Origin of the sequence: Halorhabdus sp. CBA1104 (genome assembly GCF_009690625.1) — an archaeon.
Lineage (GTDB): Archaea > Halobacteriota > Halobacteria > Halobacteriales > Haloarculaceae > Halorhabdus.
Genome location: NZ_CP033878.1, coordinates 728,307 through 742,343, shown reverse-complemented (window position 1 = coordinate 742,343; position 14,037 = coordinate 728,307). Strand labels below are relative to the sequence as shown.

Sequence of the window (14,037 nt, the reverse complement as noted above, 5' to 3'; positions counted from 1 at the left end):
AAATATTTACGAGTATGAGTGGGATTTACTCGTTGTTCTCGACGCCTGTCGGGTTGATGCAATGGAAGAAGTGATCGACGAGTACACGTTTCTGACCGAACTTGACACCCATCGATCGACAGCATCGACGTCAGGAGAGTGGATGCGAACCACGTTCACCGAAGAATACGAAACGGAGGTACGAAACACTGTCTACGTTTCTGCGAACCAACATAGCTCGGCAGTTGAGAATCAACCGTTTCTCGGATTTGAGGACGTGTACAACTATGGGTGGGATAGTGACCATGGGACTGTACTTGCGGACACTGTCACTGACGTTGCCATTGAAGCCGGACGAAAATACGGAGACTCTCGTGACCGGATGATCGTCCACTACATGCAACCGCACTTCCCTAGCATTCCAGAACCGCTTGGTCATGGGAACAAGTTTGACAACGTCTGGAAAGGATTGATGGTCGGTAGAGGAGACAGGGACGAGATCTGGGAGTCGTACATCGAGAATCTCCGATACGTACTGGATCACGTCGAGGTTTTGTTAGCGAACGTAGATGCAGACACCGTCGCTATTACGGCGGACCACGGGAACGCCATGGGGGAGTGGGGCGTGTACGATCATCCGCTTGGCGTCCCAATCGACTGTGTCAAAACTGTTCCGTGGATTACGACGAGTGCGAACGACGAACGGACGCGAACGCCTTCGGTGACGAAAGATGGATCGGAAGTGGATACAACGGTAAACGACCGTCTCGAATCTCTTGGGTATCGCTGAAGAGATCAAGCTCACTCTCATATTTCAAAACCATATTGACTGTTGACTACGAGTCACGGATATGCCTGATCCGAATTTCCTTCTCATTTCGGTCGATAGTCTCCGGTATGACTTCTGTTCGTTTCTGAACGAATCAGAAGATACGCTGGACTTCCTCGATTTCGCCGAAGAGTCGACTGTATTTGAACGCGCGAGCCCCTTGTCGATGTGACCCTTCCCGTTCATACCTCCATCTTTACCGGCCTGTATCCGACAGAACACCAAGTCAACGACGAGAACACAGTACTCGGGGACCATCCGACATTCGCCGAACTTCTCAGTGAAGCGGGCTACGAAACGCGTTCGTTCACCCATAACGGGTGGTTCAAATCCGGTGGGATGACGCGTGGGTTCGAACACGAGCACACGAGAATGCCGGGAATGATCGGATCCGGAATCTCGAATATCCGTCAGGGGGTCGACGAACGCAATCGACGCCAGTTTGTGAAGGGCGCGAAGTAAGTTCTGGAAGCACCTCTGGTGAAGGGGCGGAAAGCGTTTTTCAGGCATCGGTACAAGGGACTTAGGACAGTGAAAAACTGCTTCAAACGCCTAGAGGAGCGAAATTCGCCGTTCTGTTACATGGTCCACTTGAACGACGTCCACCACGTCTATCGTCCGCACATCAAGTACTATCGCGAGTTCGGCGATCGAGGAGTTAGAGAACTCCACGAGAACGTTCGCTATCAGGAGACTCTCAAGGACAAACGCCACGAGGTCTACACGGGACGATACGAAATCGACCAGAATCGCCTCGATCTAACAAAGGACCTGTATCGGGCTTCGATTCTGCACGCGGATGCGCTCATCGAGCGATTGATTGCCCGACTGAAGTCCTTGGGCGAGTACGAGAATACGGTGATCGTCCTGTTCGGCGATCACGGCGACTTGATCGGAGAGGATGGGATGTTCGGGCATTCGTACTCTCTGGCCGACGAATTGATCCGCGTACCGTTGCTCGTTCACGATCCGACTGGGCAACTAGAAACGGGGCGGCGTCGTGACGTCGTGCAGCTGAACTACCTGTATCCGACTATCCTTGAGATGGCTGGGTTGGATGTCCCCGAGACGAACAGTATCTCGCTATTGGAGCAATCTCGCGAGTCGGCATTCGTACACCTCCTGGAATCGACTGATAACCTCGAGTTCCCCGAGTCCGACTATCCCCCGTTCGAGCAGTATGCTATCTGGAAGTCTCCCTCGTCGAAGCTCGTGTATGCGCCGGAGAAGGCGAGTTGGGAATTTGCGGGTGATAGTGGCACGGGGCTCGCCAAAGAGTTGGACAAACATTTGGAGAGGCTAATGAAAATCCCATCTAAGGATGAATCTGAGCTCTCTTCGAGCACAAGGACACAGTTAGAGAACATGGGGTATTTGTAGTCGTGAACTGATTGGTAGAATTCACTTTCAAACCGTATATATTAAAATGAGGGGTTAGAATTACTTCCACACTGAAGATGGTACGACTGCGTGAAATCACCACTATAATCAGAAATCAAGGATTGATCCAGTTAATAATCAGAACTACACGGTTCTTATCATATAAGTATTATATAACTCTTCCCCTATTTCTACTAGTGTCTCTATACACACAGATGGTGGGGAGAAATGAGCAGATCTGGGTATTCTCAGACTTCCCTTCTGGACAAGAATTTTCGCAAAATCGGCGATATCTATTTCAATACTTAGAAAAAGACGGCTGCTATGAAATTCGACCCATCTGGTTGGCAAGGTCTCGCGAGCTATACGAAACTCTGTCAAAAATGGGATACGAAGTTTACCCAGCAAATTCTCTGAAAGCACGTTATTATACTCTCCGTGCAGGATACATACCCATTGATGCAGGACCTGGTGCCATTTCGTGGTGGTGTACTGGCGGAGCAACCGTCATTCAAATGGGCCATGGGATTCCATTAAAGGCAGATAATCACACTTCAGCGGATAACCTGTTAGTTGATATGGCTTCTTGGAATAGTGCGGACTATGCAGTCTTCAGTTCACAATATTGTGAAACTCATTTCCGAGAGTATTTTGATTCTGGAGTTGAAGCAGGATTTCTCAATACTGGCTTGAGCGAAGGGACATCGATCTACACAGGATATCCCAAAACTGACGCTATAGTCAATGATGTGAATACTATCGAAGGTATAGATACGGATCGAGACCAATTAGATATTGAGCAGTCTGATGTGGTAATTGGGTATTTCCCCACCCGAAGAGAGGGGCAAGGGCTTGATCTCAACACGATACTCGACGTGCGCCGAACTGAAGAATTTCTTCAACAGAATAGCGCAAAACTACTGATCAAGCCGCATAGAGATCTTGACATCGGTGAAGGAATTAGCGAGAGTAACTCAATCCAGCTTATTAATTCAGATACCGATTCACACCAATTCCTGACGGAGATAGATATTCTCATCACTGATTACTCGTCGATCTACTTCGACTTTCTCTTGTTGGATCGACCAGTTATTTTCTACACACCAGACCACAGTACTTATGAAGAGATACGAGGGGTCCACCCTAATTATGAGAACGTCATCGCTGGTCCCCGGGTGAACAACTTTGAGGAGTTGCTCGAACAGCTTGAATCCAATGTGAATGGCGTCGATGAATATGCGGGCCGCCGTCAGGAGATTCGAGATCAGTTCTTTGAACATGCAGATGGAAATGCTAGTAAGAGAATCTTCGAAAAAGTGATCGACTGAAGTCTGGAAATAAAATATTGGGGTATATTACTGTACTAAAGTGAATTAATATTATAATCACTCACCCCATTTAAATACTTGGGATTTGCCACTCAGGTTATGAATGTCTCGGGGAATATTTATTTCATGATGCTGGCTCGGGTCTACAGTAGAAACGTATGATGGAAGTTCGGTGAAAATAATTGGCCACCATTTTTCAGGATTATTCTCCAATATTCGCATAGATTCGGAGGTCAGTCGTTCATCAATGACAAAAACGCCCGTATCTGGATATCCTTCTAAAACGCCATACTGTATAATTCTCCCTGATTCATCCCAATTGACAGCTGTTTTATTTTTTCTACCCTGTTGAGCGCAGATACTATATGATATGGTTCCGTTATAGTGTCTTCGTCGAACTTGTTTATTGCTTTTCTAGAACTGATTTTGAGAGAAATCTATCTCCAGAGAGTAATATCAGATTCTCATCTTGGAAAAATTTCATGGCCTGCCTACAAGACTCCGCATTATCAACTTCATTCCAATACGGAATGACTAAAATATTAATATCAATATCAAATGATATACCCAACTGTTCTTTTATTTTATTTATTTTGATCTCAGACTCTACGACAGGGTGTGAACAGTGATAAATATTGTCTCGGATATTTTCTTGAGTTCCTTGGCCGTATTGGTCAATTTTTCCGACCCCTGCTTTTTTCTCTACAAATCCATGGCCAAGAACCAATACAACTTCGTCGCAAAAATCTTCAACTATGCTCATTTGATTTTGTATACACTATACCCGTCAAAATTCAAAAAGAATTTTGGAAGCGTTTTTGTTATGCTTCCCAGCCGACTCCCTCGCCCAGCAGCCAAGATTGCACATTTCATACTACTGTTTACTACCGTACTCACCGCTTGTAAAACAGTCCATACAGGTGAACCCGAAATCACCCGGTACACACTTGGCAAATTTGGCTTGACTCAAGAACCGGATACTGTCTAATTTGAACTGATCGGATATCTGGCTCTCAGTTTCATTTTTGTTCTTGTGTCCGTTGGTTGCGATTAAATCGGCATCCTCTGAGAGAACACCGTAACTACAATTGGATCGCATTGGTGGTGACGGAATTCGAACGTGAATTTCCTTCGCGCCGGCAGTTTGACATTTGTCGATGACGGCTGAGAGCGTAAGTCCGGATATAACCGCTTCATCTACGATCACCACTCGCTCCCCTTCGAGAATGTCTTCAACTGCCACAAGCTTCTTCCTCAACATTCGGGTCCGATCTTCGATATTCGGCTCGTACAGAGTTTTATCAGTCTCGTAATCTCGAATAATCCCGTGATACAGTGGAATTCCCGTTTCATCGGCATACCCCGTCGCCGGATAGATCCCCGATTCGGGGACTGGGACGACGATATCTGCCTCAATATCGTCGTTTCGGCCGAGCTCCTGGCCGAGTCGCGCGCGAATCTTACTCGCGCTTTCGCCCTCGATTAGCTCGTCTGGGTTGAATGAATAGATCGTCTTGAACGAACACCCTCGCTGGTGCTTGATAGTGTTGAGTGCCTGCTCAACCGGTTGGATCGTTACGCCAAGTCGCTCAATATCAGCCGTTTCCAATTCAATACCGGACGGCCGATCTACGTATGGATTCCCTTCAATTGGAATCAACTCACCCTCCATATCAAAGATATCGGCGACTAGCGTTCCAAATTCGTATTTTGTGTACGGTTCGTGGGTACTAATATGGTAGATTCCTTGTGCATCGATATCAAGCAACCGCTGCGTTGCCGAGATAACATCATCAACGAAAACCGGATAGCGTTCAGTTGAATCGTCAAGTTCGACCTTTCCGTCTTCTGTGAACGCTTGAAGTATGGATTCAGTTATCTCATTCACACCATCGAGTTCAGCCGCTCCAAAGAGCTTCGGACAGCGAATAATAATATAGTCATCCAACTCGTCTTGTACTATCTGTTCTCCATTGTGTTTCGTCTGGCCATACACCGTCTGTGGGTTTGGTGTGTCGTCTGGTGAATACGTTCCGTTTGCTGGAAAGACAAATGATGTTGATATATAAACTAACTTTGCACCTACTCGTTTCGCTGCTTCTGCGACATTCCTTGTGCCATGCTCATTGAGTTCAACCGCTGTATCAGGATTTTGACCGCAAGTATCCGGGTCTGAAATCGCAGCTGTATGAACGATCGTATCTGGATTTAGGTCTTGAACTCGAGTTACGACATTATTTTATGTGTTATATCCATCTGAACGAGTTTTCGTTGTGAATTCTGGTAAAATGTACCTACTATGTCGTGATTTTTTCCCATGAGATGTCGATACCGACTTCCAAGGAAACCTGATGCACCAGTGACTAAAATCTCCATGTATAATGGAAACGGTCTACGCACTAATATTTGTGTCGAAGACTCTAACAAATCAATTCCAAACTGTTAGGAGAACGTAGTAAAGAGTTCTAAATACAGATTTGACTCCTAGAGAAAAATACTTTTGGATGGAAAGGATGAAAATGGTCCGGAATGTACCACCGTCGAATCACAGCAAATGAGTTCTGACGACAATACACTCAATGAAATCATCAAAAAGAGTGCCAATTTAGCTCTTGAACGCCTTCAAGCTCAAGACGGCTCATTTCCGTCTAGCGAAGGAGGTGTCTACGACGTAAGAGAGACACCGATCCGTAATACTTCTCGATGGATTTTGGTACTTCTATATGCACGCGAAGCAAGGGATAATTGGGGATTTGATGACGGTATTCTTGAAGCAGCGAATTACCTAACTGGAAAGGAGTCCCGCCCAAATTGCTATACTTTCAAAATACGGAGATCAGGTAGCGATGCGTGCGACGGCCTCATCGGACAATCAGCACCAATTCGGAGTCTCTTCCGTGTCGGCGCGACGTTTAATAGACAATCTCTTGTCGATACCGCAATAGAAGTATTCTCTCTCCATCCGTTCAACGAAGACCTCGGACTGTGGGAGGCAGTCGAGATCGACGGAACGAAGCTGTCCTTCGACAGGACTCTGAACCATCAAATCATCTTTGCGAATGCTGCCGCAGAGCTCGCTGATCACTCCGAACTCGCCGAAAAGCAAGTCCTTCGATTCCTTGACAGGCTCGGAGATAACATGCAGACGCGTTCGAATGGCCTCGTCCGTCACTACGTTCGCCCACCATTGTCGAGGATTCTTCCAACGGTTGCCCGCCATCCGAGACATTGGCCCTTACTCTGGAACGAGATCGCTGCCCGATACCACACGCATTCGGACGAACGACGACGGAAAGAGCTTGGATACCATCCTACGGTCCTCGCTGCACTCTCGACGCTGAAACGAAAATTCCCGGACCACGACGTGTGGGAGCACGATCAGATCCAGTCTTCACTTTCGTTTACGAAAACAGAAACGTATCGTGATCAGATTAGAAACCGGACATCGGAGTACGGGAGTATGCTCCCCGGAATCAACCACGCCAGAGTTCTATATGCGTTTGAGGATGCAGATCCAGAAGAACTTCGCCCGTGGGTCCAGTCGGATATCGACCGCACGTACGACCCGGAGACTGGATTGTTGACCCGGAACGCAGTTGATCCAGTATTTCAGGCCTCTTCGATAGTCGCAGCGACGGAGCTTCCAGATATGGAAATTCAGATCGCTGACGAGTGAAACAACGAGTCGTACTGATCGATCGACGATTCGATGTCGAAATCGTCCGCCCGTCCCCGAAGCGTATCCGGGTCTGGAGCGTCTGCGAGTGTAGCACCAATAGCTTCTGCGAGTGCGTTCTCGTCACCAACTGGGACTAGTGGGCCGTAGGTCCCGCCCTCGAGGATTTCTGCAGGCCCGCTCTCGCAGTCGGTCGACACTACCGGACAACCGCAAGCGAGCGCCTCAATGAGTACTAGACCGAATCCCTCGTACTCGGAAGAGAGGACGAAAACGTCCGCTGACGCCATGAACACGAACGGATTCTCGACAAAGCCGGGGAAAGAGACGTGGTCGTCAATTTCGAGTGCTGCAGCGTGGGCTTGTAACGACTCTGTCTCGGGCCCGGTTCCGAAAAGCACCAATCGAACGTCCTCCTCACTGATTCGTGAGAACGCTTTGAGGAGCGTGTCGAAACCCTTCTGCGGTTCGTGCCGACCACCAGCGAGGACCACATCGAGCGAGTCGTCTGAGAACCACCTGTGATAGACTGGTTGGGTCGCCAGTTCGCGAATCGACTCCACATCGACAGGATTGTAAATCACTGAAATATCCGTCGAGTCGAGTCGCGTATTCGCCACCAAATCATCCCGTACACCCTCCGAAACCGCCACGACATCGTCTGCGAGGGGGTAGAGCGCCCAAGCACCGGATCTCGCGAGCTGGTCTTTGACAGATTCGGAACTGTGCGAGAGCATGTTGTGTTCACTGACGACGAGCCGCGAATCCGACGCCGCAAGCCGGTGAGCGAGCACGGCGATGACGTTCGGCTCAGTCATCATCGAATATAAGATGTCTGGTTCCCGCGTCGAAAGGTACTCCCGCAACGGACCGAGGCTACGTAGCACGCGGCTCGCGTTCAAGTCGATTACCGATACGGCGTCCGGTAGGTCGTCGAGTAACTCTCCCATTGCTTCAACGAGTACCAGATCAACTTCGTATCCATAATCAACGAGACCCTTGCACAAATTGCGAGCTACACGCTCCGCGCCCCCCATCGTCATCGAGGTTAAATAAATCCCAATCGACTGTTTTTCGCCCATTGGATCACTTTGATGGAGTCTCGCAGGGTACATAAGTTTCGTCGATTCAGCTATCGGAATACGCAACTATCGATAGCAAAGCGAACCAATGACGCGAAAACTGACCGACGCGCTTTTGTTGTTGATTGGTGCTACTGTGAATCGGAGTAGTATCAATGAATAATCTGCGTGAATCAGGCTCCACCATCGTCCCTGTCTACAATGATCCCAACGGTGTCTCGCAGACCATCGACTCACTAGCCGAGCAGAGGCCACCCTTATTGAAATTACTCGTTGTTGACAATGGCTCCACGGACAACACTCGTGATGTTATCCAGAGCTACACCGCCGAACACGACAATGTCCACCTTCTCGTAGAGGACGACATCCAAGGCTCCTACGCCGCTCGCAACAAGGGAATCGAACACGCTGAAGGCGACGTTCTAGCGTTCCTTGACGCGGACGAGACCGTCGACGAGGACTGGCTCGAAACCGCGCTCGAAGCAATGCACGAGCAGGACGTCGACTACCTCGGGTGCAACGTCGAACTCACACTCCCTGAGGACACGCTCGTCGGGAGGTACAACAAACACACTGGCTTTCCGGTCAAACAGTATCTCGAAAACGAAAACTACGCCCCGACGTGCGCGCTGCTCGTCCGGCGCGAGGTCTTCGAGGACGTCGGCCCGTTCGACGCCAGACTCATTTCAGGTGGTGACAGGGAGTTCGGTGAACGCGTCCACGAGGCGGGCTACGACCAGGGGTACGCCGAGGACGCGACGGTCTACCATCCCGCCCGAACCTCCTTCGAATCTCTCGCGAAGAAAAACTTCCGTGTCGGGCGAGGTTTCTGTCAGAAACAGCGTTACTATCCCGAACGGTATGGCAAACCAGGGGTCCCACCACGACCGAGCGGTCCAAGTGGGGGCGAAGAAACGGAAGAACCGGACTCCGTGTTCACACGACTCGTGTTCGCATTCCTCTCCATCACGATGCTCGCAGCCAGAGGCCTCGGCTACTATTACGAGTTCTTCTTCGGCGAGAAACGAGACGATATCCCGGCACCTACGAATTAGCCTTCTCGACCACGTTCGGCGTCAAAATCGCGGAGAAATATCCCAACCCGACAGCGCCGGTAAACACGAAAATCGTCACGAGCTGTAACACCGCCGGAACCGACGGTGACCGAACCAATCCCCGAACGCGCTTCGGCACAAAATACGCCAACAGCTGCTTCAGATACGCACTCTTGTCGTCAGGCGCGTTCGGATACAGCAGGTCCATCACGCGCTTCGAATAGCCCTGCCAGAACGACCGCGAGACCAGCCAGCCGAACTCGCCCCGGTACTCGAAGAGTTTGTGATGAACCACAGCGTCCTCGGTGTACACCATCCCTCGACCGTACTCCTCCAACAACCGAATCCCGACGGGTGCCTCGTGGGCCTGGAGATGTTTGTCACCCTTCCGGCCCGTGTTCGGATCGTACCCACCGACCTCGAGGAAGTGTTCGCGGCGATACGAAATGTTCGACCCGTACGTGTTCCGAACTTCCTCACCGTCCTCGGCAAAGCCCGGTTCCACACAGCCGACCAGCCAGTAGAATTCTGCCGGAAAGAAATCCGGCTTCTCCGTTTGCCAGTCCGGTTTGACGTCTCCGCCGACGGCGATGGCGTCCGTCTCCTCGTAGACGGACACAAGGTTCTCGATCCAATCGCGTTCAGCGGTGGCGTCGTCGTCGATGAACGCGACGATATCGCCACTCGCGATTTCGGCCCCCTTCGTTCGACTGTAGGAGATCCCTCGATTCTCGTCGTTGTTGTGGGTGACAACGTTCGCCTCGTCGCCGAAGTCGTCCTGTAGACGGTCATAGACGCGGTCGTTGCCATCGACGACCAGCACGACTTCGATCGGATCGTGGGTCTGCTTGAGGGCACTCTCGACGGCCTCCGTAAACACTGGATACCGATCCATCGAATACGTGCAGACGACGACCGAGACCTTCATTGCCCAAATTTCCGCTGTATGGCGTCAATAACATTGCGCTTTCCGTACGTCAAACAGGCCCATCAGTAAAAGAGGTTATTCGCTTACGCCTCAAGTTCTTCCTGCAACTTCTCCTCGGCCTCGTCGCGATCCTCGGGATAGCCCACGTCGATTCGCCAACCATCCAGGCGGATCGCATCGATCGTCCGCCCGCTCTGCAACAGCAGGTCGATCGCGTCGCTGATCTCGTACTCGCCGCGATCGGAGGGCTGGACGAGCTTGGCGGCGTGGAAGATCGCCGGTGAGAACGTATAGAAGCCAGTCATCACCAGATTCGATGGCGGGTCATCAGGCTTCTCGACCACTTCGACGATCTCGCCGTAATCGTTGGTGTCACAGACGCCATACCGCGAAGCATCCTCCCAGGGCACTTCCTCGACGAGAAACGCAGCGTCAGTGCGCTGTTCGCGCTGGCGTTTGACCACATCGTCCAGATTCGCCCGGAAGATATTGTCCCCGAGCATCAACATGAAGTCGTCGTCGATGTGTTCCTCGGCAGTTAACAGCGCGTGGGCCAGCCCGTTTTGCTCGCGCTGGTGGGTGTAGGTAATCGGCACGCCTTCGAACTCGTCGTCGTAGTGGCTGATGATGTTCTCTTTCTGGTAGCCCACGACGACGATTAACTCGTCGGCCCCAAGCTCAAGCAGTTGTTCGAAACTATGGGTGAGGAGAGGCTTGCCGTCAACTTCGACCATCACTTTTGGCTTGTCCTCTGTCAGCGGCCGGAGACGGGTGCCCTTACCCGCCGCGAGTACGACAGCTTTCATCGAATCTGTATTTCGGTCCGTGGGGTAAATGTCTTGCCGTGACGGGAGCGCTGGTGCTGGAATCGCTGTATTGTCTCGATTGATCGTGATAACCAGTGCGAAACAGGAACGTACAAACCGGATGCGATTGAACCACCAGTGATGCACGTAAGCGTCGTCGGTAGCGGCTACATCGGCACGACGATCGCCGCCTGGTTCGCCGAATTGGGGCATCGAGTAACGAACGTCGACATCGACGAGGATGTCGTCGAAGCGGTCAACGACGGCAAAGCTCCCATCCACGAGCCCGGCCTGGACGAACTCATGGCTGCCCACGGCGGTGACTCGCTCGTCGCAACAACCGACTACGACGAACTCGCCGACAGCGACGTCACCTTCCTCGCGCTGCCCACTCCCTCCAACGACGATGGCAGCATCGACCTCTCGGCGATGGAAGCTGCCGCACAGTCACTCGGCGAGGTCATCGCCGAGAAAGACGACGACCACCTCGTCGTCGTCAAGAGCACGGTCATCCCCGGCACAACCGCCGAAACGATCGCGCCAATTATCGAAGAAGCGTCGGGGAAGACCGTCGGCGACGGGTTCCGGATTGCGATGAACCCCGAGTTCCTCCGGGAAGGGTTCGCCTTAGACGACTTCAAAGACCCCGACAAGATCGTCATCGGGTCTGAAGACGACCAGGCCGTCGAGACGCTGAATCGGGTCTACGAGCCGCTGGTCGCAGCCGCCGCGGGCGACCCTGCGATCGTCGAGACGGGGATCCGCGAGGCCGAGATGATCAAGTACGCCAACAACGCCTTCCTCGCGACGAAGATTAGCCTCATCAACGAACTCGGAAACATCTGCAAAGAATACGGCGTCGACGCCTACGAGGTCGCCGACGCGATCGCCCTGGACCACCGCATCGACGAGCATTTCCTCCGCAGTGGGCTGGGCTGGGGTGGCTCGTGTTTCCCCAAAGACGTCGCGGCGATCCGCGCCGCAGCACGCGAGCGCGAGTACGAGCCCGTCCTGCTGGACGCCACGGTCGAAGTCAACGACCGCCAACCTGAACGCCTCCTCGACCTACTTGACGACCACACCGACGTTGCGGGCAAGCGTGTCGCCGTGATGGGGCTGGCGTTCAAACCCGGCACCGACGACATCCGCTATACCCGGGCCGTTCCAGTGATCGAGGGATTACTCGAACGCGATGCCGAGATCGTCGCCTACGATCCCGTTGCGATCGAGAACATGCGCGAGCAGTATCCGGATATCGAATACGCCGAGAGTGCAGCTGAGGCATTGGAGGGTGCGGATGCGGCGCTGTTCGTTACTGGCTGGGACGAATTTGCCGCCCTCGATGCGGAGTTCGACACGATGGCCGATCCCGTCGTAATCGACGGTCGCCGGATTGTCGAGCACCGTGACGGTCTCGAATACGACGGCCTCACCTGGTAGAGTCGACACGCGACTTTTCGAGAGGGAATTCCCGCAGACTTTTCCACCCTGCCCGCACACACACAGCCAATGGCCGACTACGACGATGTCTGCGTTCTCATCCCTACCTACAACGAGGAGGGGGCAATCGGCAAGGTACTCTCCTCGTTTCGTGCGGAAGGCTTCGACAACATTCTGGTAATCGACGGTGGCTCAGAAGACAAGACGCCAACGATCGCCGCCGACCACGGTGCAGACGTCGTACAGCAGTCGGGCTCGGGGAAAGGACAGGCGGTCCGGGAAGCCTTTGCACTGACCGATGCCCCGTACGTGCTCATGCTGGACGGCGACTGGACTTATCGGGCCGAGGACGCCGACGCGATGCTCGAACCGCTCTTCGAGGGGCGGGCAGACCACGTGATCGGCGATCGGTTCGCCGACATGGAGGCAGGGGCCATGTCCCGTCTCAATCAGGTCGGCAACACGCTCATCAACACGGCGTTTCGCCACATTCACGGGCGAGAGTACGGTGACATTCTCAGCGGCTACCGCGCACTGACACGAGAAGCGATCGAGCGGGTTACGCTTACAGAGGACGGCTTTGGCATCGAGACGGAGTTGGCCGTCGAGTGTGTCAAACACAACGTCCAGACGGAAGTGGTCCCGATCGTGTATCGATCCCGGCCTGGCGAGGCGGAGACGAATCTGCGGCCCATTCGGGATGGCGCAACCATCTTCCTGACACTCTACCGGATGGCAAAGACGAACAACCCGCTGTTTTACTTCGGGAGCGTTGGGATCGCCAGTCTCCTCGGCGGCCTGGGCCTGGGCGGGTACGTCGCTGTCGAGTGGTTCACGCGAGGTATCTCTCACGAGGTGATGGCCTTCCTGAGTGGGATCGCACTCATCTTCGGCGTCCAATTGTTGATGTTCGGGACGCTCTCGGATATGATCGTCAAACTCCATCGCGAGCAGATGCAGCGACTGGATCGGGCGCTCCCAGAAGAAGGTAAACGATCCGGAGCAGGCCACGAGAGGCCAGCCAGTGCGCGAAGAAGTCAGACCCACACACAGCAGACCCAGGGGACGACCACGCAGACGGAGACCGCTGACTCGACGGCCGCGGAGGATTCACTGGACACCCAAAACGAAACCGACACGTAACCAACGCGTTCGGTGGGTCAAAACGGCAATAGCGATCGGAGACTACCCAAGACTCCACTAGGATCGCGTTCTCGGTGGCGTTCGAAGACAGGGTGTGCCGCGTCCAGCAACTCTCGTTCGGTCTCGAATTCCTCGCGGTCGAGTTCCTCTAACACCTCCGTCAGAGTCACGGTGCTCCCGGAGGCGTTGTACGGGACTTGCAGGTCGCCGTACGTGTTTCGAAGTTCGTGACTGGTGGCCGGAAACGAGACATCTTCGAGGCGCGCATCGAGTGCCGGAATCCCGAACTCGATGACGTCCGGTTCCGATAGGTCGTCGTCGGCAGGTGGACGGACTCCCATCAGGTGATATGAGGAAACGCCGCCCTGTAAAAACCTGGGTGCGAGGACCG

At 52.8% G+C, this 14,037-nt stretch carries 15 protein-coding genes; 9 read left to right on the top strand and 6 right to left on the bottom strand.

Annotation, left to right across the window (positions count from 1 at the left end; all coding sequences use genetic code 11):
• Positions 1-61 precede the first annotated feature (61 nt).
• The 5 genes from Hrd1104_RS03890 (at position 62) to Hrd1104_RS03870 (ending at position 3,516) form a co-directional block, all read left to right on the top strand.
• Complete coding sequence (locus tag Hrd1104_RS03890; protein ID WP_154551521.1) at positions 62-769, top strand: hypothetical protein; 708 nt, start codon at positions 62-64, stop codon at positions 767-769.
• A 61-nt stretch (positions 770-830) separates the two neighbouring features.
• Positions 831-980, top strand: a complete 150-nt coding sequence (locus tag Hrd1104_RS03885) for a hypothetical protein (protein WP_154551520.1) — start codon at positions 831-833, stop codon at positions 978-980.
• On the top strand, positions 977-1,270 hold the full coding sequence (locus Hrd1104_RS03880) for a sulfatase-like hydrolase/transferase (RefSeq protein WP_154551519.1): 294 nt from the start codon (positions 977-979) through the stop codon (positions 1,268-1,270). Before Hrd1104_RS03885 ends, Hrd1104_RS03880 begins: the two co-directional genes overlap by 4 nt.
• A gap of 120 nt (positions 1,271-1,390) precedes the next feature.
• Entirely contained in the window at positions 1,391-2,188 is a 798-nt protein-coding gene (locus Hrd1104_RS03875; RefSeq protein ID WP_154551518.1) for a sulfatase-like hydrolase/transferase, read from the top strand.
• 197 nt (positions 2,189-2,385) lie between these two features.
• A complete protein-coding gene (locus Hrd1104_RS03870; RefSeq protein ID WP_195837625.1) occupies positions 2,386-3,516 on the top strand; it encodes a CDP-glycerol glycerophosphotransferase family protein in 1,131 nt (376 codons plus the stop codon).
• A 403-nt stretch (positions 3,517-3,919) separates the two neighbouring features.
• Here the strand turns inward: Hrd1104_RS03870 and Hrd1104_RS03865 are convergent, their stop codons facing one another.
• Entirely contained in the window at positions 3,920-4,279 is a 360-nt protein-coding gene (locus Hrd1104_RS03865) for a hypothetical protein (RefSeq protein ID WP_154551516.1), read from the bottom strand.
• 111 nt (positions 4,280-4,390) lie between these two features.
• Positions 4,391-5,695 carry a sugar nucleotide-binding protein gene (locus Hrd1104_RS03860; RefSeq protein WP_229770562.1) on the bottom strand — a complete coding sequence of 435 codons (1,305 nt, stop codon included), beginning with the start codon at positions 5,693-5,695 and terminating at the stop codon, positions 4,391-4,393.
• 375 nt (positions 5,696-6,070) lie between these two features.
• Here Hrd1104_RS03860 and Hrd1104_RS03855 point away from each other — a divergent pair, with 375 nt between their 5' ends.
• Positions 6,071-7,192 (top strand): hypothetical protein, encoded by a 1,122-nt coding sequence (locus tag Hrd1104_RS03855; RefSeq protein ID WP_154551514.1) that lies wholly within the window; start codon positions 6,071-6,073, stop codon positions 7,190-7,192.
• On the opposite strand, the gene Hrd1104_RS03850 is transcribed toward Hrd1104_RS03855, so the two are convergent.
• Positions 7,174-8,229 (bottom strand): glycosyltransferase, encoded by a 1,056-nt coding sequence (locus tag Hrd1104_RS03850; RefSeq protein WP_229770527.1) that lies wholly within the window; start codon positions 8,227-8,229, stop codon positions 7,174-7,176. The genes Hrd1104_RS03855 and Hrd1104_RS03850 overlap by 19 nt on opposite strands.
• A 200-nt stretch (positions 8,230-8,429) precedes the next feature.
• On the opposite strand from Hrd1104_RS03850, the gene Hrd1104_RS03845 reads away from it, so the two are divergent.
• Positions 8,430-9,329, top strand: coding sequence for a glycosyltransferase family 2 protein (locus tag Hrd1104_RS03845; protein WP_154551512.1), 900 nt, complete (start codon positions 8,430-8,432; stop codon positions 9,327-9,329).
• Here the strand turns inward: Hrd1104_RS03845 and aglG are convergent.
• Both aglG and aglF read right to left on the bottom strand, forming a co-directional pair.
• Complete coding sequence (gene aglG / locus Hrd1104_RS03840) at positions 9,319-10,257, bottom strand: glucosyl-dolichyl phosphate glucuronosyltransferase (protein WP_154551511.1); 939 nt, start codon at positions 10,255-10,257, stop codon at positions 9,319-9,321. The genes Hrd1104_RS03845 and aglG overlap by 11 nt on opposite strands.
• Before the next feature lie 83 nt (positions 10,258-10,340).
• Positions 10,341-11,063, bottom strand: coding sequence for a UTP--glucose-1-phosphate uridylyltransferase AglF (aglF, locus tag Hrd1104_RS03835; RefSeq protein ID WP_154551510.1), 723 nt, complete (start codon positions 11,061-11,063; stop codon positions 10,341-10,343).
• A 141-nt stretch (positions 11,064-11,204) separates the two neighbouring features.
• Between aglF and aglM the strand changes: the two genes are divergently transcribed.
• Together aglM and aglJ are read left to right on the top strand one after the other, a co-directional pair.
• Positions 11,205-12,503 (top strand): UDP-glucose 6-dehydrogenase AglM, encoded by a 1,299-nt coding sequence (aglM, locus tag Hrd1104_RS03830; protein ID WP_154551509.1) that lies wholly within the window; start codon positions 11,205-11,207, stop codon positions 12,501-12,503.
• Positions 12,504-12,572: 69 nt separating this feature from the next.
• Positions 12,573-13,646 carry an S-layer glycoprotein N-glycosyltransferase AglJ gene (gene aglJ, locus Hrd1104_RS03825; protein WP_154551508.1) on the top strand — a complete coding sequence of 358 codons (1,074 nt, stop codon included), beginning with the start codon at positions 12,573-12,575 and terminating at the stop codon, positions 13,644-13,646.
• Positions 13,647-13,663: 17 nt separating this feature from the next.
• Here aglJ and Hrd1104_RS03820 read toward each other — a convergent pair whose 3' ends face one another.
• Positions 13,664-13,987 (bottom strand): hypothetical protein, encoded by a 324-nt coding sequence (locus Hrd1104_RS03820; RefSeq protein ID WP_154551507.1) that lies wholly within the window; start codon positions 13,985-13,987, stop codon positions 13,664-13,666.
• Between the last annotated feature and the right edge of the window lie 50 nt (positions 13,988-14,037).

Bases quoted from the DNA above. Each gene is read 5' to 3' on its own strand.
- aglJ (WP_154551508.1), top strand. From the start codon at position 12,573: ATGGCCGACTACGACGATGTCTGCGTTCTCATCCCTACCTACAACGAG.
- aglF (WP_154551510.1), bottom strand. From the start codon at position 11,063: ATGAAAGCTGTCGTACTCGCGGCGGGTAAGGGCACCCGTCTCCGGCCG.
- Hrd1104_RS03865 (WP_154551516.1), bottom strand. From the start codon at position 4,279: ATGAGCATAGTTGAAGATTTTTGCGACGAAGTTGTATTGGTTCTTGGC.
- Hrd1104_RS03890 (WP_154551521.1), top strand. From the start codon at position 62: ATGGAAGAAGTGATCGACGAGTACACGTTTCTGACCGAACTTGACACC.
- aglM (WP_154551509.1), top strand. From the start codon at position 11,205: ATGCACGTAAGCGTCGTCGGTAGCGGCTACATCGGCACGACGATCGCC.
- Hrd1104_RS03875 (WP_154551518.1), top strand. From the start codon at position 1,391: ATGGTCCACTTGAACGACGTCCACCACGTCTATCGTCCGCACATCAAG.
- Hrd1104_RS03885 (WP_154551520.1), top strand. From the start codon at position 831: ATGCCTGATCCGAATTTCCTTCTCATTTCGGTCGATAGTCTCCGGTAT.
- Hrd1104_RS03850 (WP_229770527.1), bottom strand. From the start codon at position 8,229: ATGGGGGGCGCGGAGCGTGTAGCTCGCAATTTGTGCAAGGGTCTCGTT.
- Hrd1104_RS03845 (WP_154551512.1), top strand. From the start codon at position 8,430: ATGAATAATCTGCGTGAATCAGGCTCCACCATCGTCCCTGTCTACAAT.
- Hrd1104_RS03820 (WP_154551507.1), bottom strand. From the start codon at position 13,987: ATGGGAGTCCGTCCACCTGCCGACGACGACCTATCGGAACCGGACGTC.
- Hrd1104_RS03855 (WP_154551514.1), top strand. From the start codon at position 6,071: ATGAGTTCTGACGACAATACACTCAATGAAATCATCAAAAAGAGTGCC.
- aglG (WP_154551511.1), bottom strand. From the start codon at position 10,257: ATGAAGGTCTCGGTCGTCGTCTGCACGTATTCGATGGATCGGTATCCA.